General features: G+C 69.5%; 19 protein-coding genes. 11 read left to right on the forward strand and 8 right to left on the reverse strand.

The window, feature by feature from the left end:
* Window positions 1–208: 208 nt before the first annotated feature.
* Window positions 209–2758 carry an alpha/beta hydrolase family protein gene (locus tag BBK82_RS19530; protein WP_218920635.1) on the forward strand — a complete coding sequence of 850 codons (2550 nt, stop codon included), beginning with the start codon at window positions 209–211 and terminating at the stop codon, window positions 2756–2758.
* An 81-nt stretch (window positions 2759–2839) separates the two neighbouring features.
* Here BBK82_RS19530 and BBK82_RS19535 read toward each other — a convergent pair whose 3' ends face one another.
* Window positions 2840–3781 carry an AraC family transcriptional regulator gene (locus tag BBK82_RS19535; RefSeq protein ID WP_065916282.1) on the reverse strand — a complete coding sequence of 314 codons (942 nt, stop codon included), beginning with the start codon at window positions 3779–3781 and terminating at the stop codon, window positions 2840–2842.
* Window positions 3782–3888: 107 nt separating this feature from the next.
* Between BBK82_RS19535 and BBK82_RS19540 the strand changes: the two genes are divergently transcribed.
* Window positions 3889–4899, forward strand: a complete 1011-nt coding sequence (locus tag BBK82_RS19540) for an aldo/keto reductase (RefSeq protein ID WP_065916283.1) — start codon at window positions 3889–3891, stop codon at window positions 4897–4899.
* A 146-nt stretch (window positions 4900–5045) separates the two neighbouring features.
* On the opposite strand, the gene sodN is transcribed toward BBK82_RS19540, so the two are convergent.
* Window positions 5046–5453, reverse strand: a complete 408-nt coding sequence (gene sodN / locus BBK82_RS19545) for a superoxide dismutase, Ni (RefSeq protein WP_065916284.1) — start codon at window positions 5451–5453, stop codon at window positions 5046–5048.
* A 72-nt stretch (window positions 5454–5525) separates the two neighbouring features.
* Between sodN and BBK82_RS19550 the strand changes: the two genes are divergently transcribed.
* On the forward strand, window positions 5526–5828 hold the full coding sequence (locus BBK82_RS19550; RefSeq protein ID WP_257785472.1) for a S24 family peptidase: 303 nt from the start codon (window positions 5526–5528) through the stop codon (window positions 5826–5828).
* A 3-nt stretch (window positions 5829–5831) separates the two neighbouring features.
* Here BBK82_RS19550 and BBK82_RS19555 read toward each other — a convergent pair whose 3' ends face one another.
* A complete protein-coding gene (locus tag BBK82_RS19555; protein ID WP_065916286.1) occupies window positions 5832–6431 on the reverse strand; it encodes a dTDP-4-dehydrorhamnose 3,5-epimerase family protein in 600 nt (199 codons plus the stop codon).
* 336 nt (window positions 6432–6767) lie between these two features.
* Here BBK82_RS19555 and BBK82_RS19560 point away from each other — a divergent pair, with 336 nt between their 5' ends.
* Window positions 6768–7964: an NAD(P)-dependent malic enzyme gene (locus BBK82_RS19560; RefSeq protein ID WP_071812634.1), complete on the forward strand. Its 1197-nt coding sequence runs from the start codon at window positions 6768–6770 to the stop codon at window positions 7962–7964.
* 237 nt (window positions 7965–8201) lie between these two features.
* The gene (locus BBK82_RS19565) at window positions 8202–11429 is read left to right on the forward strand and encodes a bifunctional diguanylate cyclase/phosphodiesterase (protein WP_237048271.1); all 3228 of its coding nucleotides are present in this window, start codon (window positions 8202–8204) and stop codon (window positions 11427–11429) included.
* Here the strand turns inward: BBK82_RS19565 and BBK82_RS19570 are convergent.
* Window positions 11426–12604, reverse strand: coding sequence for a hypothetical protein (locus BBK82_RS19570; protein ID WP_065916287.1), 1179 nt, complete (start codon window positions 12602–12604; stop codon window positions 11426–11428). The two genes, BBK82_RS19565 and BBK82_RS19570, sit on opposite strands and share 4 nt — an antisense overlap.
* A gap of 9 nt (window positions 12605–12613) precedes the next feature.
* The gene (locus tag BBK82_RS19575; RefSeq protein ID WP_065916288.1) at window positions 12614–14164 is read right to left on the reverse strand and encodes a bis-aminopropyl spermidine synthase family protein; all 1551 of its coding nucleotides are present in this window, start codon (window positions 14162–14164) and stop codon (window positions 12614–12616) included.
* A 133-nt stretch (window positions 14165–14297) separates the two neighbouring features.
* Between BBK82_RS19575 and BBK82_RS19580 the strand changes: the two genes are divergently transcribed.
* From BBK82_RS19580 to BBK82_RS19595, 4 genes are read left to right on the forward strand one after another with little or no spacing between them, the layout of a single operon-like run.
* Window positions 14298–15380, forward strand: coding sequence for an ABC transporter ATP-binding protein (locus BBK82_RS19580; protein ID WP_065916289.1), 1083 nt, complete (start codon window positions 14298–14300; stop codon window positions 15378–15380).
* A complete protein-coding gene (locus BBK82_RS19585) occupies window positions 15377–16015 on the forward strand; it encodes an ABC transporter permease (protein WP_065916290.1) in 639 nt (212 codons plus the stop codon). Before BBK82_RS19580 ends, BBK82_RS19585 begins: the two co-directional genes overlap by 4 nt.
* Before the next feature lie 3 nt (window positions 16016–16018).
* Entirely contained in the window at window positions 16019–16681 is a 663-nt protein-coding gene (locus BBK82_RS19590) for an ABC transporter permease (RefSeq protein ID WP_065916291.1), read from the forward strand.
* A complete protein-coding gene (locus BBK82_RS19595) occupies window positions 16678–17577 on the forward strand; it encodes an ABC transporter substrate-binding protein (protein ID WP_065916292.1) in 900 nt (299 codons plus the stop codon). The genes BBK82_RS19590 and BBK82_RS19595 overlap by 4 nt, the downstream gene beginning before the upstream one ends.
* A gap of 52 nt (window positions 17578–17629) precedes the next feature.
* On the opposite strand, the gene BBK82_RS19600 is transcribed toward BBK82_RS19595, so the two are convergent.
* From BBK82_RS19600 to BBK82_RS19605, 3 genes are all read right to left on the reverse strand, one after another.
* A complete protein-coding gene (locus BBK82_RS19600) occupies window positions 17630–17908 on the reverse strand; it encodes a hypothetical protein (protein ID WP_065916293.1) in 279 nt (92 codons plus the stop codon).
* A 119-nt stretch (window positions 17909–18027) separates the two neighbouring features.
* Window positions 18028–18174 (reverse strand): hypothetical protein, encoded by a 147-nt coding sequence (locus BBK82_RS50365; protein ID WP_154697390.1) that lies wholly within the window; start codon window positions 18172–18174, stop codon window positions 18028–18030.
* Window positions 18175–18304: 130 nt separating this feature from the next.
* Window positions 18305–19093, reverse strand: coding sequence for an IclR family transcriptional regulator (locus BBK82_RS19605; RefSeq protein WP_065916294.1), 789 nt, complete (start codon window positions 19091–19093; stop codon window positions 18305–18307).
* A gap of 113 nt (window positions 19094–19206) precedes the next feature.
* Here BBK82_RS19605 and BBK82_RS19610 point away from each other — a divergent pair, with 113 nt between their 5' ends.
* The gene (locus BBK82_RS19610) at window positions 19207–19734 is read left to right on the forward strand and encodes a SigE family RNA polymerase sigma factor (RefSeq protein WP_065916295.1); all 528 of its coding nucleotides are present in this window, start codon (window positions 19207–19209) and stop codon (window positions 19732–19734) included.
* A complete protein-coding gene (locus BBK82_RS19615; RefSeq protein WP_065916296.1) occupies window positions 19731–20660 on the forward strand; it encodes a hypothetical protein in 930 nt (309 codons plus the stop codon). The genes BBK82_RS19610 and BBK82_RS19615 overlap by 4 nt, the downstream gene beginning before the upstream one ends.
* Window positions 20661–20708: the final 48 nt, after the last annotated feature.

The raw sequence follows: 20708 nt of genomic DNA on the forward strand, positions 1-20708 counted from the left end.
AGGGCCGAACGGCCTAGTACTCCGGTCTGCACTTCGTCTTGTTCGGGACTTGTGCCTGCGCGAGCCGTTGGTTCGTCGATACAACGGAGTGGACGTCCTTTCTGAGGGGGACCCACTCATGCGCCGTGTTGTCGCGCTTCTGATACCTGTCTTGCTCACCGCTGTCTTACCTGCGCTGCCCGCGTCGGCCGCGCCCAGACCGCCCGGCGTGTCCGTCGCCGGCGACGTGATCACGTGGACCTCGCCCCGCCCGCTGCCGTTGACCGACGCCGGCGTCGAGTTCTGGGAGGGCGACAGGTACCTCGGGCACGCCCGTGAGTCCGCCGACCTGCGCACGTTCACGTTGCAGACGCCGGTGCGGAACCCGGCTGCCTTGGAGGTGCGCTCCTCCGGCCGCCGCATCGACGTCGAGGAACCCGCGCCACCCGTCGCGCAGGGCACACCGGAGCTGCCGGCGCTGCAACCGGAGGCCGCCGTCGACCCCGGCACGCCGGGGTCCTACGAGACCACCAGGGGCGAGTACCGGCTCGGCTCCGTCCGGCTGCCCGGATACGCGCAGCCGATCGAGATGGAGGCCGTCGTCGTCGCGCCGAAGGACGCGCGGGGCAAGCGGCCGCTGGTGCTGTTCCTGCACGGCAGGCACTACACCTGCTACAGCAAGACGAACCCCAGCGTGACCAGCGGCGCCTGGCCGTGTCCCGAGGGGCTCACCCCCGTGCCGAGCCACCGCGGTTACCTGAAGTCGCAGCAGCTGCTGGCGTCCCAGGGATACCTGACGGTCTCGATCTCCGCCAACGGCATCAACGCCCAGGACGCCGGGACCGCCGACGCCGGTGCGCAGGGCCGTTCCTCGTTGGTGCGCCACCACCTGGCGAAGTGGGCCGACTGGTCCGCGAACCGCGGCGGCGCGCCGGAACCGGTGAGGACCGCTCCCGCGGCCGACATGGCGAAGGTGCTGCTCGTCGGCCACTCGCGCGGTGGTGAGGGCGTCAACCGCGCCGCGACGGACAGCCTGACGCCGCCACCCGGCGACACCGGGTTCTCCGGTCCGGTGCGCTGGACGATCAAGGGCGACGTGCTGATCGGCCCCACGATCTTCGGCCACAACCCGGCGCCGGACGTCCCCTCGGTGACGCTGCTGCCCGGTTGCGACGGTGACGTGTCCGACCTGCAGGGCCAGATCCTCGTCGACCAGACCCGCGGCGTGAGCCGTGGCGTCGCGCTGCACAGCGCGCTGTACGTCGTGGGCGCCAACCACAACTTCTACAACAGCGAGTGGACACCCGGTCAGGCCGAGGCGCCCGCGTCCGACGACTTCTGGAACCCCGGCAACGACCCGGTGTGCGCACCGGGCACCGCGACCCGGCTGACCGCCGACCAGCAGCAGGCCCAGGGCGCCACGTACACCGCGGCGGCCGCGCACCTGTTCCTGTCGCGCGACGAACGCGTCCTGCCGCTGCTCGACGGCTCCGGGTGCGCGCGCCGTCCGGCCCGGCCGCGTCCTCGCCCACGCCGTGGGTGCGACCGCAGGCCGTTGGTGGTGCCGTCCGCCGGGACCACCGCCTCCGGCAGCGCACGGGTCTGCTTGCAGGTCACCACGGACGCGGCCGCCGCGTGTGGTCCGCGCTCGCCGCACTTCGTGTCGCTGCGCGGTGCCGGCACCCAGCCGGAACGCCTTGCGGTGGCGTTGAAGTGGACCGCGGCGGGCCAGGCAGGCGTGGTCGGGCTGCCGGAGCCGGTCTCGCTGGCGGGTTCCCGTTCGCTGGCGCTGCGCCTGGCCGTTCCCGCGAACACGCCGGCGTCGTCGTTCGAGGTCTTCGTGACCGACCGCGGTGGACGGCGCTCGCTCGGCCCGGTCTCGGTGACCGGTCTGCCCGGCTCGGCGCGCACGAGCTCCCTGTGGGCACAGGAGGTCCGCGTCCCGGTGCCGGCCGGCCTCGGCCGCGTGTCGTCGCTGGAGCTCGTCCCGGCGTCCGCGTCGGGTGAGGCCTGGCTGATCGACGCCCACGGCTGGGACAGGGGCCTGCCGCCCGTGCCGCCGTCGACCCTGGGCCGCGCCGACGCCACCCTGGTCCCGGTCGACGAGGGCGACTCCGGCACCCGCACGGTCAACGTCGCGGTCACCGCCACCGGCAACGGCACCCGCACCGTGCGGGTGTTCTACGTCGACGGCCTCACCACGGACACCAAGTCCCGCCTCGTCACGCTGAAGCCGGGCGAGCGGCGCGTCGAGGTGCCGATCTCGGTCACCGGCAACACCCGCTGGGGCAGCGACCAGCTGCGCCCCGTGCTGGTGCAGGCGATCCACAACGTCGTGGTCGGCGGCGCCATCGGCGGCCTGATGATCAAGAACGACGACCCGGCACCGACGATCTCGGTGACCCCGGTGGCCGACAACGTGGTCGAGGGCGCGCCGCTGAAGTGGAGGCTGACGCTCTCGGCACCCGTCGACGCGGCCGTCTACCTCGGCAGCTCGGCGCTGGCACCCACCGGCGCCGAACTGTCCACAACGGACGTCGACGCCACGTGGTTCACCGGGAGTTCCGGCGAGGACCCGCTGCCGTCCAGGCCGCTGTCCTCGACGCTGGTCGGCGTGTACCCGTACCTCCCGGCGGGGCAGACGTCCTACGAGTTCGAGGTGCCGACCGTCACCGACACCGAGACCGAGGGCGAGGAGCAGGTGCGGCTGAGGTTCGAGTCGTTCCAGCCGGCCGGTGTCACGTTCGAGGTGGTCGGCACGGTCCGCGACGCCGCTTGAGTTCCGTTGTCACGGTGCCGTCTCCTGTTCGGGGACGGTACCGTGGCCTCGTGGCGGCGGTGTTGCGTTCCTTCGCTCCCTTCACCGCTTGCGAAGTGACATCCGGAACTCGCGTGGCGATACCCCGACAACGCGCCGGAATGCAGTGCTGAAGGCACTCTCGGACTGGTATCCGATGGTCACCGCTATGGCGGAGAGGGAGTCCTCCGTGCGAAGTGCGGCACGCGCCAGCTGCATGCGCCACGCGATGAGGTAGTCCAACGGAGGTCTTCCCACCCTGTTCCTGAAGTTCGCGGCGAAGGTCGACCTCGACATCATCGCGATCCTGGCGAGCTCGTCGAGCGTCCAGCGGCGGCCCGGTTCGGCGTGAACAGCTCGCAGCGCTGCCCCGATCCCGTCGTCGACCACCGAGGCCAGCCAGCCCAGGGGTTCACGGGACGAATCCGCGTGCGACCTCAGCATCTGCACAAGAAGAATTTGAGCGACGTGCTCCAGAACAAGAGACCGCCCCACCTTCTGCGTCTCGATCTCGTGGACGAGGAGGGTCGCGATGTTCCACAGCAACTTCTCGTCGGCATCGCCTGCTTTGACCAGCACGGCCGGAGGGAGTGATGAGAACAAGGCCGATGCATCGGAATCCTGGAACTCGAAGTCGACGCTGCACATGTATGCCGTGAAGTCCTGAGGAGTCGTTTCCTCGCGGAGCGACCCGTCGAAGCTGCGATCCCGGGCCGTTTCCACCGAGCTGCCGAGGCCGTACGGCGGCGGGTTCCCGAGGAGGTAGAAGTCGCCTTTCTCCAGGAAGAGAGGTTCCAGCCCGTCGATGCACAGCCAGCACTCGCCTTCCACCACCACGCCGAGCTTCACGTGCGGGAAGGGCGAGAACCGCACTCCCCACCGGTCTGCCGCGCGGAGCGGGACGGGAGCAACGGTCCGCGGCCGGGCCAGCGCCAGCACGTCCCGGATGGGGTCCTGCGCATCGAGGGCGATCCCGGACGATCGGTAAGGACTACCGGACTCCATGTTATGGAATGTACGCCCAACGGCCGCAACGATGGATGCCGGGCGGCGCCAGCCGTCAGGTGCGAGGACCCTCCACGCGCCGAACAACGCGAGGAGCGAAAAGGCTGATGCGATACCGATTTCTCGGACGGTCGGGCCTGCGGGTATCGGAACTGTTGCTGGGGACGGGCAACTTCGGCACGGGCTGGGGACACGGGGCGGACGCACCCGAGTCCAAGGCGATGTACGACACCTACCGGGAAGCGGGCGGTAACTTCATCGACACCGCTTCCAACTACCAGGCGGGGGACGCCGAGAACTATCTGGCGGACATCATTTCCGCGGACCGCGAGGACATCGTCCTCTCGACGAAGTACACCATGGGTTCCACCGCGGCCAGCGGTTTGCAGTTGACCGGGAACAGCCGAAAGGCGATGGTCCAGTCCCTGGAACAGAGCCTGCGCCGACTGCGCACCGACCGGGTGGACGTGTTCTGGGCCCATGTTTCCGACGAATCCACGCCCATCGAAGAAATCCTGCGGGCCTTCGACGACCTCACCTCCGCCGGCAAGATCCTGTACGCGGGCCTCTGCAACTTCCCCGCATGGCGGGTGGCAACGGGAGTCACCGTCGCGCGGCAGCAGGGCTGGGCCCCTCCGGTGGCGATCCAGTCCGAGTACAGCCTCGTCGAACGCAGCGCCGACCGGGAGCTGCTGCCGATGGCAGCCGCCTTCGGCCTGGGCGTCCTCGGTTTCACACCTCTCGGCGGTGGTCTTCTGACGGGCAAGTACCGGCGCGGTGAAACGGGTCGCGCGCAGAGCTCGATCAGCCAGTTCCTGCACGGGGAGGACGACCCCGGCAAGGCGAAGGTCCTGGACGCCGTCGAAAGCGTCGCCGGCGACCTCGGCACGACTCCCGACCAGGTGGCCATCAGGTGGTCGATGTGGAAAGGCCTGATCCCCATCATCGGGCCGAGGAACGTGGCTCAGCTCACGTCGAACCTGGCTGCCGCTGAGCTGGAGGTTCCGGCGCGGCAGCTCGAATGGCTGGACGAGGTGAGCGCGCCCCAGCTCGGACATCCGCACGGGTTGTGGTCGGCGTTCGAACGGGCGGAGAAGAACCAGTTCGCCCAGCCGTGAGCCCACCTGTCGGGCCGGCGTCGCGCTTCTCCCGCATCCACTCCCGGTGCCGTGCTGACGCGGGAGAGCCTCGCACGTCCCCGACAACAGAACGGCGCCGCTCCCTGCCCGGGGAGCGGCGCCGTTCGTGGAAAGCCAGGAAGGGCTCAGCCCTGCTTGGTCTCCCAGAAGATCTTGTCGATCTGCGCGATCAGGTCCAGCAGCTGCTGCCCCGTCGCCGGGTCCATCGACCCCTTGGTGCCCGACGCACCCGCGGCCTTGGTGGCGCGGTTGAAGAGGTCGTGCAGCTCGGGGTACTTCTCGAAGTGCGGCGGCTTGAAGTAGTCCGTCCACAGCACCCACAGGTGGTGCTTGACGAGCTCGCTGCGCTGCTCCTTGATCAGGACGGCGCGCTCCCGGAACTCCGGGTCCTCGTTGGCCTGGTACTTCTCCTGGACCGCCTTGACCGACTCGGCCTCGATGCGGGCCTGCGCGGGGTCGTAGACGCCGCAGGGCAGGTCGCAGTGCGCGGTGGCTTCGACGCGCGGGCGGAGAATGCGCGACACGAGTCGCATCGTTCCTCCCAGAATGAAAACAGTGGATGCTCCGACAAGAAGACCCTACTCCGGCTGACCGAAGGGTGATCGTTGAGACCGCGCCTTTCCACCGTTCTCGTCCGCGGGCCGTCGATGGCCCCTGCCCTGAAGGACGAGGACATCGTGCTGGTCAGGTGGGGTGGGAGGCCCCGCCCACGTGATGTCGTGCTGGTCAGGTGGGCGCACCGGCCGGATCAGCTGTCGGTCAAGCGTGCCTCCCACGAAGTGGACGGTGGGTGGCACGTGGTGGGAGACAACCCGTTCGCGAGCACCGACTCCGAGCAGCTCGGGCCGGCCGAGGTGCTCGGAGTCGTCAAGGCGCGGTTGTGGCCCAGGCCGCGGTGGGGGCTGTGAGGGTCAGGCTTTGAGGGACGCGTAGAGGGCGAGGCAGTCCTCGTAGCGCGGCAGCACGCCGGCCTCGTACGCCTCGGACAGCGTCGGGGCGGCGGTGTCCTTCTCCGAGAGCAGGAACTCGAGCTCGCGCGGCCACGGCAGGTCGAGTGCCGGGTCCAGCGGGGTGAGGCCGTGCTCGGCGGACGGGGTGTAGACCGTGGAGCAGAGGTAGTTCATGGTCGTGTCGTCTTCCAGCGCGATCATCGCGTGGCCGAGGCCCTCGGCCAGGTAGACGGCGTTGCACTTCTGCGAGGTCACCAGGACCGCGTCCCACTGGCCGAAGGTGGGCGAGCCGACGCGGATGTCGACGATCACGTCGATGAACGAGCCGCGCGGGCAGAAGACGTACTTCGCCTGGGAGGGCGGGACGTCGGCGTAGTGGATGCCGCGGATGGTGCCCGCGCGGGAGACGCTGTGGTTCGTCTGGGCGACCCGCAGCGGGTGGCCGACCGCCTCGACGAACGCCGCCTCCTGGTACGGCGAGACGAACACGCCGCGGTCGTCGGGAAATGTCCGGGGGGTGAACTCGAACGCGCCGTCAATTTTCAGCGAACTCGCCTGCATGCCGTCACTCTAAGGCGTCATGTTTTCTTGACCGATCGGGTGCTTCCTGCCTGCATAAACCGACCGGTCGGTGCAGAAAACCGGACGGACGTCTTGCTACATGCCCTCTGACCTGCGGAAAAAGTGTGATCCCCGCCGCAGACAGGTCTGTCCGTCCCTGCCACACTTCCGGCACCCGCAGCACTCGGGCGGTCTTCCGACGCAACTCGTCGGAGGCCTCGACCGAGTTTCCAGGCCCCGTGCACCCGGCGTGACAACGCTGGGCCGGTGCGCCGTTTGGTGAATGAGCCCGAAGTTCGAGGGGCACTACGCCGCCCGCACCGCAGGAGGGACGCCGTGACAGCAGTGAACGAAGCCCGTACCGAGAACTCCGATCCGACGCAGCTGACGGACGAGGAGATCTTCACCGCGCACCTGGGCGGGAAGCTCGAGGTGGGCGCGACCGCCTCGCTCGCTGACCCGAAAGCGCTGTCCATCGCGTACACCCCCGGTGTCGCCCGGGTGAGCACGGCCATCGCGCAGGACGCGAGCCTCGCCGCCAAGTACACGTGGGCGCACCGCCTGGTCGTCGTCGTCAGCGACGGCACCGCGGTGCTCGGCCTCGGCGACATCGGCCCCAGCGCGTCGCTGCCCGTCATGGAGGGCAAGTCCGCGCTGTTCAAGACGTTCGGCGGCCTCGACTCCATCCCGCTCGTGCTGAACACGACGGACGTGGACGAGATCGTCGAGACGCTGGTCCGGCTGCGCCCGTCGTTCGGCGCGGTCAACTTGGAGGACGTGTCGGCGCCGCGCTGCTTCGAGCTGGAGCGGAAGCTGGTCGAGGCGCTCGACTGCCCGGTCATGCACGACGACCAGCACGGCACCGCCGTCGTGTCGCTGGCCGCGCTCAACGGCGCGAACACCGTGCTCGGCAAGGACATCCGCGACCAGCGGGTGGTCATCTCCGGTGCGGGCGCCGCCGGCATCGCCATCGCCAAGATCCTCATCGCGGCCGGGGCGGGTGACATCACGCTGCTCGACTCGCGCGGCATCGTCCGCACGGGCCGGGCCGGTCTCAACCCGGTCAAGGAGGAGATCGCGGCGGTCACGAACTCCAGCGACCTCGACGGCGGCATCGACGTGGCGCTGCGCGGTGCGGACGTCTTCATCGGCGTGTCGTCGTCGAAGGTGTCCGAGGAGCTGGTCGCGAGCATGGCGGCCGACTCGATCGTGTTCGCGCTCTCGAACCCGGACCCCGAGGTGCACCCGGACGTCGCCGCCCGCCACGCCGCGATCGTCGCGACCGGCCGCAGCGACTTCCCGAACCAGATCAACAACGTGCTCGCGTTCCCCGGCATCTTCCGCGGCGCATTGGACGCGGGCGCGCGCCGGATCACCGAGGGCATGAAACTCGCGGCGGCCGACGCCATTCTCGCCGTCGCGAAAGATGATTTGGGCCCAGACCGAATTGTTCCGTCGGCACTGGACCCGCGGGTCGGCCCCGAGGTCGCCGCCGCTGTCGCGGTCGCCGCGAAGGCCGATGGAGTGGCCTGATCCGCACTTCCCGATCACGCAGCTATTTGCCACCCTTTTGCAAGATGCGGTTGAGCGGAACCACGAACGTGGCTTTTCGTTAACCCGTGCAGGGGTGGGCGATGACGCATCGAAGCGCTACCGTCCCTCTCCTCGGGTGAACACCCGAGGAGAGGGTTCGTGTTTGCCGCCGTTCGGGTGCCGTTGTCGTGCCCGCCCGAACAGCCGCGGGCGGCGGATGCGGGAGAGGGTGGGCCGGTGCCCAAGTGGGTAGGACGCGCGACGCTGGTCAACGGCCGTGCCAGAAATGGTGCTGCCCAGAACACGGGTCAGGACACGGGTCAGGATTCGGCACAGGCCACGGGGCAGCGCGCGGGCAAGCCTCCGGTGACGCTGGACGGCCTGACCCTGCCCGACGCGCCGTCGTTGCTGGTGGACGCCAAGGGCGTCGTCATGCAGGCGAACCCGGCCGCCGTCGAGCTGGCCGGTGCGCAGGGTGCCGACGACCTGGTCGGGCACCCGCTCGGTGAGCTCCTGCTCGGCGACCAGTCCGACCTGCGGCTGGCCCGCGCGGACGGCACCCAGCTGCCGGTGCGGGTGGCCAGGCACGCGGTTCCCGGCACGGGCCTGCAGGCCGTCCTGCTGATCGACGTCTCCGACCTCTCCGCTGCCGCCGACGCGCTGCGTGACGAACAAAGACGGCTGCGCAAGGTCCAGCGGGTCGCCCAGCTCGGGTCGTGGGAGTACGACCCGGAGACCGGCCTGACGGTGTGGTCCGACACCCACTACGAGCTGCTGGGCATCACGCGCGGCAAGGTCGTGCCCGGTGCCCAGGCCGTGCTGGACGTGGTGCACCCCGACGACTACGACATGGTCGAGTCGTACTGGCAGGGCCGCGAGATCACCGGCGACCCGATAGACATCGAGTACCGGATCGTCCGCCCGGACGGCCAGCTGCGGTGGATCCGCGGCGTCGCCGAGGCCCGGCTGACCGACGAGGGCCGGCTCGACAAGATCACCGGCTACATCCGCGACATCACCGAGTCGAAGCGCGCCGCCACCGAGCTCGCCCAGGAACGCGCGCGGCTGCTCGAGGCCCAGCGCATCGCCCGCGTCGGCAGCTGGGCCTACGAGACCGGCACCCGCGCCGTGCACCGCAGCGAGGTGCTGCTGGAGATGTACGCCGAGCTGGGCATGACCCCGGACGACGACCTGCTCTGCGGCGTGCACCCGGACGACCGCCAGGCCGTCACCGACCTGCGCCACCAGCTGCTGCACGCGCAGGACAACGACCCGGTCGAGGTCGAGGTCCGCAGCGAGTTCGGCGACCGCGTCTACATCTGCCGCGCCCGCGCCGAGATCTCCTCGTTCGGCCGGATCGAGCGCTTCCACGGCACGATCCAGGACGTCACCGAGGCCCGCGCGCTGGAACGCCAGATGCGCGACGACCGCCGCAGACTGGCCGACGCCCAGCAGGCCGCGCGGCTGGGCACGTGGGAGTGGAACCCGGCGACCGACGAGACCGTGTGGTCGGACATGCTGCGCGAGCTCTACGGCCTGCCCGAGGACGCGAGCAGCCGCTACGAGACCTACCTCGACCTGATCCACCCCGAGGACCGCGGCTGGGTCGACGACCTGTGGCGCCAGCTCTCCCGCGACGAGGTCCCCGTCCAGTGCGAGCACCGCCTCGTCCGGCGCGACGGCCAGACCCGCGTCTTCCGCTGCCACGGCATGATCGTCCGCGACAACCACGGCCAGCAGCTCGCCGTCGGCACCGCCCAGGACGTCACCGAGCAGCGTGCCGCCGAGGCGCGCATGAAGCGTTCCTCGCAGCGCTTCACCGACCTGGTCTCGGTCACCCCGGTCGGCATCGGCCTGTTCGACGAGGGCGAACGGCTCGTCGACGCCAACGACGCGTTGTGCGACCTGCTCGGCATGGAGCTCGAACAGCTGCGCGGCATGACGGCGGAGCAGCTCACCCACCCCGAGGACACCTCACCCGGCCTGCAGTGGGCCGCCGAACGCACGCAGAAGATCCCGCAGCGCATCCTCGTGCGCCCCGACGGCGAGAAGGTCTACTGCGAGCTGCACATCGCGTTGTCCGTGCAGGACGACGGCCGCCGCTTCTGGCTGATCGTGTTCCTCGACATCACCGAACGCCGGCGCACCGCCGAGGCGCTGCGCCACCAGGCCACCCACGACGAGCTGACCGGCCTGCCCAACCGCGCCCTGGTGAAGGAGATGCTCGGCAAGCTGCTGGACGGCCCCGGCCGCTCCAAGGTCGCCGTCTTCTTCTGCGACATCGACAACTTCAAGCGCGTCAACGACTCGCTGGGCCACGACGCCGGCGACGAGCTGCTGGTGGCATTGGCCCGGCGGTTGGAAGGCGGCCTTCCCGACGGCTGCACGGCCGCGCGTTTGTCCGGTGACGAATACGTGATCATCTGCGACGACATCGACTCCGTCGGCGGTGTCGACGCATTGGCGACGCGCGTCGCCTCACTTCTGCGGACCGCGGTTCCGGTGCACGGACAGCTCGTCCGCGTTTCCGCTTCGATTGGCGCGGCGGTCCCGAACGGCTCCCGCGCGAATGGCGCGGATTTGCTCCGCTTCGCCGACGCTGCAATGTTCGAGGCCAAACGCAACGGCGCGGGCCGCGTTTCTCTCGCCTCGGCCGCATTGATCGCTTCCGCTGACCGCCAGGTGCATTTGGAAGGCCAGCTGCGCGAAGCTTTGCAACACGACGGACTGGCCCTGCACTTCCAGCCGGTCGTCGGCGTCGACGGTTCCGTGCTGACCGCCGAAGCCCTGGTGCGCTGGCCACACCCGGACCGCGGCCTGCTGCCACCGGACGTCTTCCTGCCGGTCGCCGAACAGGGCGACCTGATGCGCGAGCTCGACCGCTGGGTCCTGCGCACGGCGCTGAAGGAGGCCGCGACCTGGCCCGCCCCTGACGGCCGCCCGGTGTCGGTGGCCGTGAACCTGGCGGGCCTGGTGCCGGGCGACCCGGAGTTCGTGGACATCGTGTCGACCGCGATCCTGGAGTCCGGCGTCCCCTGGGAACGCGTCGTCCTGGAACTGGTCGAGACGGCCTTCGTCGACCTCCCCTCGCGCGTCCGCCAGTCGATGGACGAGCTCGTGCAGCGCGGGGTGCAGTTCGCCGTGGACGACTTCGGCACCGGCTACTCGTCGCTGGCCCGCCTGAAGGACCTGCCGGCGCAGATCATCAAGGTGGACCGCCGCTTCGTCTCGGGCGTGGGCAACGACTCCTCCGACTTCGCCGTCGCCCGCGCCGTGGTGGACATGGCGCGGGCGATGGGACGCAAGTGCGTGGCCGAAGGGGTGGAGACGGCGACGCAGTTCCACGTGCTGCGCGGGGTCGGGGTGGACGCGTACCAGGGGTGGTTGTTCTCGAGGCCGGTGCCGCCGAAGGAGTTCCGGGCGGTGCTAGCTCTCGGGCCGCTGCACATCCCTCGGGCGGGTTAGCCGGCCTGGGCCTCGGCGACGATCTCCTGCCAGGACATCGTCCGCTGGGTGAGCCTGATCTCCACCGCGGTCCGCATGGTGAACGGTGCCGAGCTCGACGAGTAGGCGGTGCAGTCCAGGACTACCGTCCGCGACCTGGTCACGTCGAGCCAGAACTCGTTGCGCGAGCTCACCGTGCGGCCCGCGTGCACGACCGGCAGATCGAGTTCCATCGTCCAGCTGTCGCCGCCTTCCCGCCGCACCAGGACGAAGTAGTCGCGCGACGGCTCGTAGATGTTCACAACGCTGATGGAACCGGCCTGGATGCTCGTGTTCTGTTCCCGCGCGGGTGAGCTCGCGGGGGAGTTGGAGCTGTTGGCGACGAGGAGCTGGTCGTCGTCGTGGTCGGCCGTGACGACGATGTCCAGGTGGAGGTGCTGAAGGCCCTCGCCGTCATCGTTGATCAGCGCGAGCCGGAACGGCCGGTGCGAGTGCTTGGTCACGCGCTCGTGGACCAGTTCGAAGTGGTCATCGGGGACGTGCTGGAAGTCCGGGCAGGTGACCTGCTCCACCTCGACCACGGCGTTCTCCGCCAGCGGGACGAGCGGATCTCCCTCCGCGAGCCGCAGCTGCAACCCGGTGTGCTGCCGCAGGTCGGTGTCGCGGTTCTCGTCGTCGGCGTCCCGCGCCACGAGCTCCCGCACCTTCAGCGCCAGGTGGCGGGCGAACTTGTCACGGAACTCGTCGGTGGTCGCATACCCGTCGACCAGACCTTGGGTGTAGGTCCGCTGCTTGAACTCCTTCAAGCGGGCGTACTCGCCGAGGTCGACCTCTTCCAGGTCGACCTTCGCCCTGGAGAAGTAGAGCATCACCGGCTTGCCCGCGTCGCCGACCCGCTGGATCTCCTCCGCCGTACCGCTCTCCGCCCGCCCGGTCGGTGTGCCCAACCTGGTCCAGAACACACCGACGGCCATGTCGCAGTGGTCGACGACCTGCCAGTTGATCCGGTCCTGCGTGGGTTCGTTCAACTCCAGTGTCGCGTGCGTCTCGTAGCGCAGCGGCAACAGCACGATGCTCTTCTCGGTGGCGTTGAGGTAGTTCCAGTCGTGGATGACCTCGCTGATGATCCTGCGTTCGTCCGGCACGTCACCGGGCGAGGCGATCAAGATCTGGAAGACCCGCGCATCGAATGCCACCAAACGATACTAGCTTTCTGGCCGCTCCACATACCGCGCGCTGGCTGACACCTCCGGCAGCAACGCCGCGATCCGGTGCTTCGGCAGGTCGATCAACCGCAGCTCCAGGTCCTCCGACTCCGCCGCGGCGTTGTCCACGATCTCGGCCGCCTGCCGCTTCGTCAGCACGCCCTGCGAAGCCGTGATCAACGCCTCCCGCCACGCGTTGCGCAGCCTGCCGTGCGCCTTCATCAGCACCTCGCGCACCACCCGGTCCCCGAGCGACAGCGAGCCGTGCAAGACCTGATCGGCAACGACGATCGTCGTCTTGGAATCTGGGTTGTTGCGCAGGAATTTCAGGCTGAACCGCGTGCCCACCAACGACTGCAGCTCCTGCTGCCCGGCCGCCGACGACACCGCCGGGTGGTTGTTCGGCACCAGGCACGCCAGCCGGGCGGGCGACGACGCCAGCAACGTCCGCAGCAACCACGGCCCCGGATCCGCCGACAGGTCGACGGCCAGTGACGCGGCGCCCTTCCCGACCGGCTCCGCCCACCCGGCGCCGCGGGGCTTCGGCGGGGGCGAGGACTCGGGTCGTGGTGCCAGTTCGGACAGAGCGGCAAGGGCCTCGCGCGAAGGACCCGACGACTCCACGGACTGCGCGCCGTGGGTGTAGATGCGGGTGCCACCGGAGACCGCGCGGCGACCCGTGGGGCGGCACACGTACAGGTCGGCGGCCGAACCGATGGCCTGCGCGCCGTCGAAGCGGTGGAAGGCGGGCAGGACCGCCTCGAAGACCAGGCCGAGCTTCTGCAGTTCCTGCTGGACCTTCAGGCCCAGGGCGGGGGTGCGGTCGGAGAAGCCGTAGGCGAGCAGCACACGTCCGGAGGCGATGTCGGCCAGCGCCTCGATCGCGCGGCCGGCGAACAGGGCCATGCCCTCCGCCGAGTAGGGCGGGTCGGAGAAGACGAGGTCGGCGGACTCCAGAACCGACGTGGGCAGGCCGAAACGCATGTCGCAGTGCAAGGTTCGGATGTCGAGGCCGCGAGAACGGGCGCGCGAGTCGATGAACTCCAGCAGGCGCTCGTCGAGGTCCACGACCGTGATGGACACCGACGGGTTGAGGGCGGCGACGGCGAGTGAGGTCAGGTCGTGGTCGCCCAGGCACAGCAGGTGCTTGCCCGCCAGGTCGTACACCGAGTCCAGGTGCACCGCGCGGTTGAGAGCGGTCTCCGCGGTCGCCTGCACGTGGTCCAACGAGGACAGGGGCGGTGGCACGTCGGCGATGTCCACGAGGATCTGGCGCAGCACGTCGGTGTGGTCACGCACACCCGACACCGCGAAGGCCTCGCGGTAGGCGGGAACGAGTCCGGGCGCGATGCGGTAACGATCACCTGAAGATTCGGCGTCGTCACCGAGGGCCTTGAGCAGGTCCTGGACGGTGCGGCGGGGGACCGCGGGCAGGCGCACCAGTTCTGCCAGGGGGTGCCAGTCCTGGCTGAGCAGGGACAACACCTCGCGGAGCTTGCGCGCGTGCACGCCGCGGTCGGACAGCAGCGAGCGCACCTGGTCGATCGTCACAAGCGGTAGACCATACGGCCTGCCACATCCTGGAACGCTGTGCCGGGGTACGCCGAACGAGTTAAGGTCGTGGAGATCTACGTCCAGGGCGGTCCGAACCGGGGAGACCGTCACGACCGGAGGGATCCGAAGGGTGATCGAGTTCCGGGCCGTCACCAAGCGGTTCGAGGACGGGACCATCGCTGTCGATCAGCTCGACCTCGCGGTCGAGGCGGGCACCATCACGGTGTTCGTCGGTCCTTCCGGATGTGGCAAGACGACGTCGCTGCGCATGGTCAACCGCATGATCGACCCCACCGAGGGCACGATCCTGGTGGACGGCCGGGACGTGCTCACGGTCGACCCGCCGACGCTGCGGCGCGGCATCGGCTACGTCATCCAGCAGGCCGGTCTCTTCCCGCACCGCACGGTGCTGGACAACGTCGCCACGGTGCCGCTGCTGTCCGGTTGGGACAGACGCAAGGCCCGCACGCGCGCCGCGGAGCTGCTGGAGATCGTCGGGCTGGACCCGAGCTTCGGCAAGCGGTACCCGGCACAGCTCTCCGGCGGGCAGCAGCAGCGCGTCGGCGTCGCGCGCGCGCTCGCCGCGGACCCGCCGGTGCTGTTGATGGACGAACCCTTCAGCGCCGTCGACCCGGTCGTGCGCGAGGACCTGCAGAACGAGCTCCTGCGGCTGCAGGCGGAGCTCGACAAGACCATCGTCTTCGTCACCCACGACATCGACGAGGCGCTCAAGCTCGGCGAGCGGGTCGCGGTGTTCCAGACCGGCGGCCACCTCGCGCAGTACGCGCGGCCGACCGAGCTGCTCAGCGCGCCCGCCAACGACTTCGTGGCGTCGTTCGTCGGCAGGGACCGCGGCTACCGCACCCTGACCTTCCTGCACGCGGACGTGCCCGTGCACCCCGTCGCCACCGCCAAGCTCGGCGAGCGCGTCACCATCACGGACTGGACGCTCGTCGTCGACGAGCAGAACCGGCCGAAGGGCTGGCTGTCCGGTGTGGACGGTGAGGTCGAGGTGGGCGAGGACCACCTGATCTCCGGCGGTTCCCTCTACGACGGCGGCACGTTGCGCAGTGCGCTCGACGCGGCGCTCAGCTCGCCGTCCGCCCTCGGCGTCACGATCGACGAGAACGGCGCCGTGATCGGCGTCGTGAAGGCCGACGACGTGATCAAGGCGCTCGCGAAGGCCCGCGCGGCGGGTGAGGTCCCCAAGTGAACTGGATTTTCGAGAACTGGGAGAAGTTCTGGGAAGTCACGGAGGTTCACGTCCGGCTCGCGCTGCTGCCGGTGGTGATCGGCTTCGTGCTCTCGATCCCGCTCGGGTGGTGGGCCAGCCGGTCGGGCACGGCGCGCGCGGTGCTGTTCCCGCTCGCCAACATCTTGTTCACGATCCCGTCGATCGCGCTGATCGTGATCACCCCGGTGCTGCTCGGCGTGCAGATCCTGGACGAGATCAACGTCATCGTGCCGCTCGTGGTCTACACGGTGGCGCTGATGGTCCGCTCGGTCGCCGACGCGCTCGCCGCGGTGCCGGGCAACGTGGTGGCGGCGGCGAACGCGATGGGCTACCGGCCTTTCCGCCGTTTCCTCACCGTCGAGTTCCCGCTGGCGCTGCCGGTCACGGTCGCGGGCCTGCGGGTCGCGACGGTCTCGAACATCAGCATGGTCAGCGTCGGCGCGCTCGTCGGCCTCGGCGGGTACGGCCAGCTGTTCACCGAGGGCTACCAGAACGACCACACCGAGAAGGTGGTCGCGGGCCTCATCGGCACGGTGGTGCTGGCGGTGCTCGCGGACGGGTTGCTGCTGCTCGGCGGCCGGTTGCTCACGCCGTGGGCACGGGTGGGGAGGTGACCGGTGGGCTGGCTCTTCGACCCCGCGCACTGGAGCGGTGAGACCGGGATCCCGGTGCGGCTGGCCGAACACGTCGGCTTCACGTTCGGCACGCTGCTGATCGCCGCGGCGATCGCGGTGCCGCTGGGCGCGTTCGTCGGCCACACCGGCCGCGGCGGGTTCCTGGTCGTCGGACTGTCCAACGCGTTGCGGGCGCTGCCGACGACGGCGGTGCTGATCCTCGTGGTGCTGTGGGCGGGTCTCGGCGACTTCCCGGTGTACGTCGCGCTGGTGCTGCTGGCGATCCCGCCGATCATGGCCGGCACCTACGCGGGCATCAGGGCGGTCGACCCGGTGACCGTCGACGCGGCGCGCGGCGTCGGCATGCGCGAGACCGGCGTGCTGCTGCGGGTGGAGGTCCCCAACGCGCTTCCCTTGATCTACGGCGGTTTCCGGGGCGCCGCGCTCCAGGTCGTCGCCACCGCCACCATCGCCGCCTACACCGGCGCCGGCGGTCTGGGCAGGTTCGTCTTCGACGGCCTCGCCCTGCAGGAGTTCGGACAGATGCTCGCCGGCGCGGTGCTCGTGGCACTGCTCGCCGTTCTCGTCGACCTGGCGTTCGCCGGCCTGCAACGGCTGACGGTCTCGCCAGGGCTGCGTCCAGTGGGAACCGGAGGAAAGAAATGAAGCGCATCGCCACGGCTGTTGCTGCGGTCATGCTCCTGTCGGCGTGCGGTGGTGACCCGCTGTCGGGTGGAGGCGCCGACAACCCGGCACCGACGGACACCATCGTCGTGGGCTCCGGCAACTTCCCGGAGTCGCGCCTGCTCGCCGAGATCTACGCGGAAGCCCTGTCCGCCAAGGGCGTCAAGGTCTCCAAGAAGCTCAACATCGGCAACCGCGAGCTGTACTTCAAGGGCGTCCAGGACGGCTCGATCGACCTGATCCCGGAGTACACCGGCGTGCTCCTCAAGCACGTCAACAAGACCGCGCCGGAGGTCGGCTCCGAAGAGGTCTACGCGGCGCTCAAGAAGGCGCTGCCGCAGGGCCTCATCGTGCTCGACAAGTCCGCGGCCGAGGACAAGGACGCGGTCGTCGTCACCAAGCAGACCGCCTCCCAGTACAGCCTCAAGTCGATCGACGACCTCGTGCCGTACTGCAAGGACATGGTCTTCGGCGGCCCGCCGGAGTTCCAGACCCGCCCCGACGGCCTGCCCGGCCTGAAGGAGAAGTACAACTGCGAGTTCAAGTCCTTCAAGGCGCTCGACGTCGGCGGCCCGGTCACCGTCGCGGGCCTGAAGGACGGCACGGTGCAGGCCGCCGACCTGTTCACCACCGACACCGCGATCACGACCAACGAGTTCGTGGCGCTGGAGGACCCGAAGAGCGTCTTCGCGGCGCAGAACGTGCTGCCGCTGATCAACGAGAAGAAGGCGTCGGAGCAGGTGCGCGGGATCCTCAACGCCATCTCGAAGAAGCTCGACACGAAGACGCTGCTGGACCTGAACGCGAAGCTGGCGGCGCCGGAGAAGCCGGAGCCGGACAAGGTGGCCAAGGAGTGGCTGGCCTCGGTCGGCCTCTGACCTCGCTCGGCTTGTCGAGGGGCGGGCACCTCCGGGTGCCCGCCCCTCGCTGTCACCGGGACAGCACGAAGGTGGAGATCAGGAGGCAGAGCGTCGTCGTGGCGACGAAAGCACCGCCTCCAGCAAGTATTGCCATGCTCAACCGCTGAGAGCGCTTGACCAGGATGCCGGCTACCAACGCCACGATGATGCCGACCAGGCACGACATCAGTGCGATTCCGGCCCTGATGGCCACCGGGCCGGCGAACGAGCCGGGCAACGACACCGCTGGCCGGTCGGTGAGGGGAGCTGCGTAGAGCAGGAGGTACTGCAAGAAGGCGAGGACGTGCATGTCCGGGCTCCTCGGAGACTTCCGGATCACCGGATGGCCATGCCCTTGGTGTGCCCTTGTTCAGCCACACACAGCCCAACCCGGTTCCCCGGTCGACAGGTCGACAAGGGCGGGCAGGCCTATCGGCGCAGCACGCACAAAGCGTTCGAGGGAGCTGTTCCGAACAAGGTCATGACGATGAGCACGATCGTGTTGGCGCTCGCAGTGATGGCACCCGACAACGCGACCAGCAGCACATTGGCTGGAATCCGCGGCTGTCGCTTCACGCGGCGAGACTAACGGCAACGGCGCTGGCCCCACCAGCCCATGTGGCCCGACTGGACGAGGCTGTGGTGGGTTGCCCAGGCGGCGATCGCGGCGACGACCTCCAGCGTGCCGACCAGCACGACGTACCGGTTACTGGTTCGGCGCCACGTGACCACCGATCCGCAAGGTCAGGTCCTCGGCCGCCTTGCGCACCTCCTTGGCCAGGTCCGGCCACGTCTGCCCGCACGGCGTGTCGCACAGGTGGCGGAACGTCAGCGTGATCGCCGCGATCGGCCGCTCGCCGTGGTCGAACACCGGTGCCGCCACCGAGGCGAACCCGGCGGTCACGTACCCGTCCTCGACCGCCCAGCCCTGCCGCCGTTCGACCGTCAGCAACCGGCGCAGCGCCGGCAGGTTGTGCGGGCCCCGGCCGGTGCGGTCGACGAACGCCGCCACCGACGGGAACACCGCCCTGACCTGCGCCGGCGGCAGGTGGGCCAGCATCGCGCGGCCGGAGGCGGTCAGGTGTGCGGGCAGGCGGACGCCCACGTCGGAGACGATCGACTGCGGCTGCCGCGGTTGTTCGCGGACCAGGTACAGGGCCTCCGAGCCGTGCAGGACACCCAGATGGGCGACCTTCTCCATCCGGTCGGCGAGCTTGCGCAGCAACGGCCGGGCCAGCCGTTCGAGCGGGTCGTGCCGCAGGTAGGCGGAGCCGAGCTCGAAGGAGGCGACGCCCAGGCCGTAGCGCTTCTCCTCGGGGAAGTGCGTCGCGAAGCCGGCCTCGGTCAGCTCCGAGAGCAGGTGGTAGGTCGTTGACCTGGGCAGGTTCAGCTCGCGCGCCACCGATGCCGCGGACACGGGGCCGGGCCGACCGGCGAGCAGGCGCAGGACGGCGAGCCCTCGCCGCAGGGCGGGAACGTCACTGCTGGTGCCCACAACGGTGATTTTCCCACGTGATCCAGCCCACGCCGTTCCGCCATCAGTGCACACTCAACAGAACGGGCCGCTGGTGCGTTGAACGAGCGTGACGGTTTTGAAGGGGGTCGGGATTGACACCGAGTTTCGATGACTTCGTGGCAGAACAGGTGACCCCGTTGCTGCGCTACGCCACCGTGCTCACGTGCGACCCGCACCTGGCCCAGGACGTGGTCCAGGAAGTGCTGCTGCGCGCGCAGCAGAAGTGGGACCGCATCGGTTCAGTCGACCTCCCTCACGCCTACGTCAAGCGCATGGTGACCAACGAGTACCTCTCGTGGCGCAGACGCAGGGCCGCCAAGGACGTCGCCCTCTGCACGACCACCCTGGAGTCCGTCACACCGCCCGTCGGGGACACCACGCACCACTACGACGAGCGCGAAGCCATGTTGCAGCGGATCGCCAAGCTGCCCCGCAAACAGCGGGCGGCCGTGGTACTCCGCTACTACGAGAACTACGAGGACTCGGAGATCGCACAGATGCTCGGTTGTGCCGAGGGAACCGTGCGCAGCCACATCTCGCGTGCGCTGGCCACACTCCGCCTGGAACACACGCCGCAACCCGCTGGTGTCGGGTCGCGGCTCGGGGAGGGCCTGTCGTGAACGACACCGAACAGCTGATCAAGGAGGCGCTCGGCAAGCTCGCCGAACGCACCCCCCACCCAGGGCCGACGTTGAACGCCGTGCGCCGCAAGCGCAAAAGGCACCGCAACGTCTTCCTCATCGCCACCGCCGGAGTCGCCGCGGCCGCCGTCCTGATCTTCACGGGACTCGTCGCGAGCGACCGGTACACCCCGCCGAGCAGCACCGACGCGGCCGCCGTGCTCGGTGGTGACCAGACCACGTCGAGGCTTCCGCTCAAGTACGCGCCGCACTGGCTGCCGGCCGGCTACGCCGAGGTCTACCGGGGTCTGCTCGACAGCGAGCGGGCGTACGTCCCGGCCGGGGCGCAGGGCTACCCGTTCACCGACGGCGGCCCGCTGACCAGGATCCTCAAGTCGAAGGGCAAGCCGGACACCGCGGGCTGGGACGAGGTGACCGTCCGCGGGCTCAGGGCGTGGGTGCACACCTTCCAGGGCCAGTCGCCCGGTCCCACCGCCGAGGTGGTCTGGGAGGCGCAGGACTGGCTGAGCGTCCTCGTTCGCGGCACCGCGGACGTGCGGCAGGACGCGCTGCGGGTGGCCGAGTCGGTGCGCGCGGACGCCAAGATCGTGCAGGAACCGTTGTTCACGCTCGACGGTCACGAGGCGAACCAGGTGTGGGGCAGCTCGCCAGGCGACTGGGGGGCGCACCTGTTCCACGACGACGTCTCGGTGCAGGTCGGGACCCGCACGCCGGGTGTGACCGGGTCGCCGATCACGGTGCGCGGCAAGCAGGGCGTGACCGAGGAGGGGCGGGTCGCCGTGCTGGACGGGTCCGTGTGGGTGACCGTCATCGGTGCCGTGCCGCAGGAGAAGCTCGTCGACCTGGCGAACAAGGTCCAGCTCGCGCCCTCTCCTGACACGAGCTGGATCGGCCGCGGGTTGTAGCCGTCTGGAGTCCCAGACACCATCGGGCGCTCCGGGGTCGCTGAGCCG

Source organism: Lentzea guizhouensis, from assembly GCF_001701025.1.
Lineage (GTDB): Bacteria > Actinomycetota > Actinomycetes > Mycobacteriales > Pseudonocardiaceae > Lentzea > Lentzea guizhouensis.

Excerpts from the sequence above, each read along its gene's own strand:
- BBK82_RS19535 (WP_065916282.1), bottom strand. The coding sequence starts at position 3,781 with ATGGAGTCCGGTAGTCCTTACCGATCGTCCGGGATCGCCCTCGATGCG.
- BBK82_RS19540 (WP_065916283.1), top strand. The coding sequence starts at position 3,889 with ATGCGATACCGATTTCTCGGACGGTCGGGCCTGCGGGTATCGGAACTG.
- sodN (WP_065916284.1), bottom strand. The coding sequence starts at position 5,453 with ATGCGACTCGTGTCGCGCATTCTCCGCCCGCGCGTCGAAGCCACCGCG.
- BBK82_RS19555 (WP_065916286.1), bottom strand. The coding sequence starts at position 6,431 with ATGCAGGCGAGTTCGCTGAAAATTGACGGCGCGTTCGAGTTCACCCCC.
- BBK82_RS19595 (WP_065916292.1), top strand. The coding sequence starts at position 16,678 with ATGAAGCGCATCGCCACGGCTGTTGCTGCGGTCATGCTCCTGTCGGCG.
- BBK82_RS19600 (WP_065916293.1), bottom strand. The coding sequence starts at position 17,908 with ATGCACGTCCTCGCCTTCTTGCAGTACCTCCTGCTCTACGCAGCTCCC.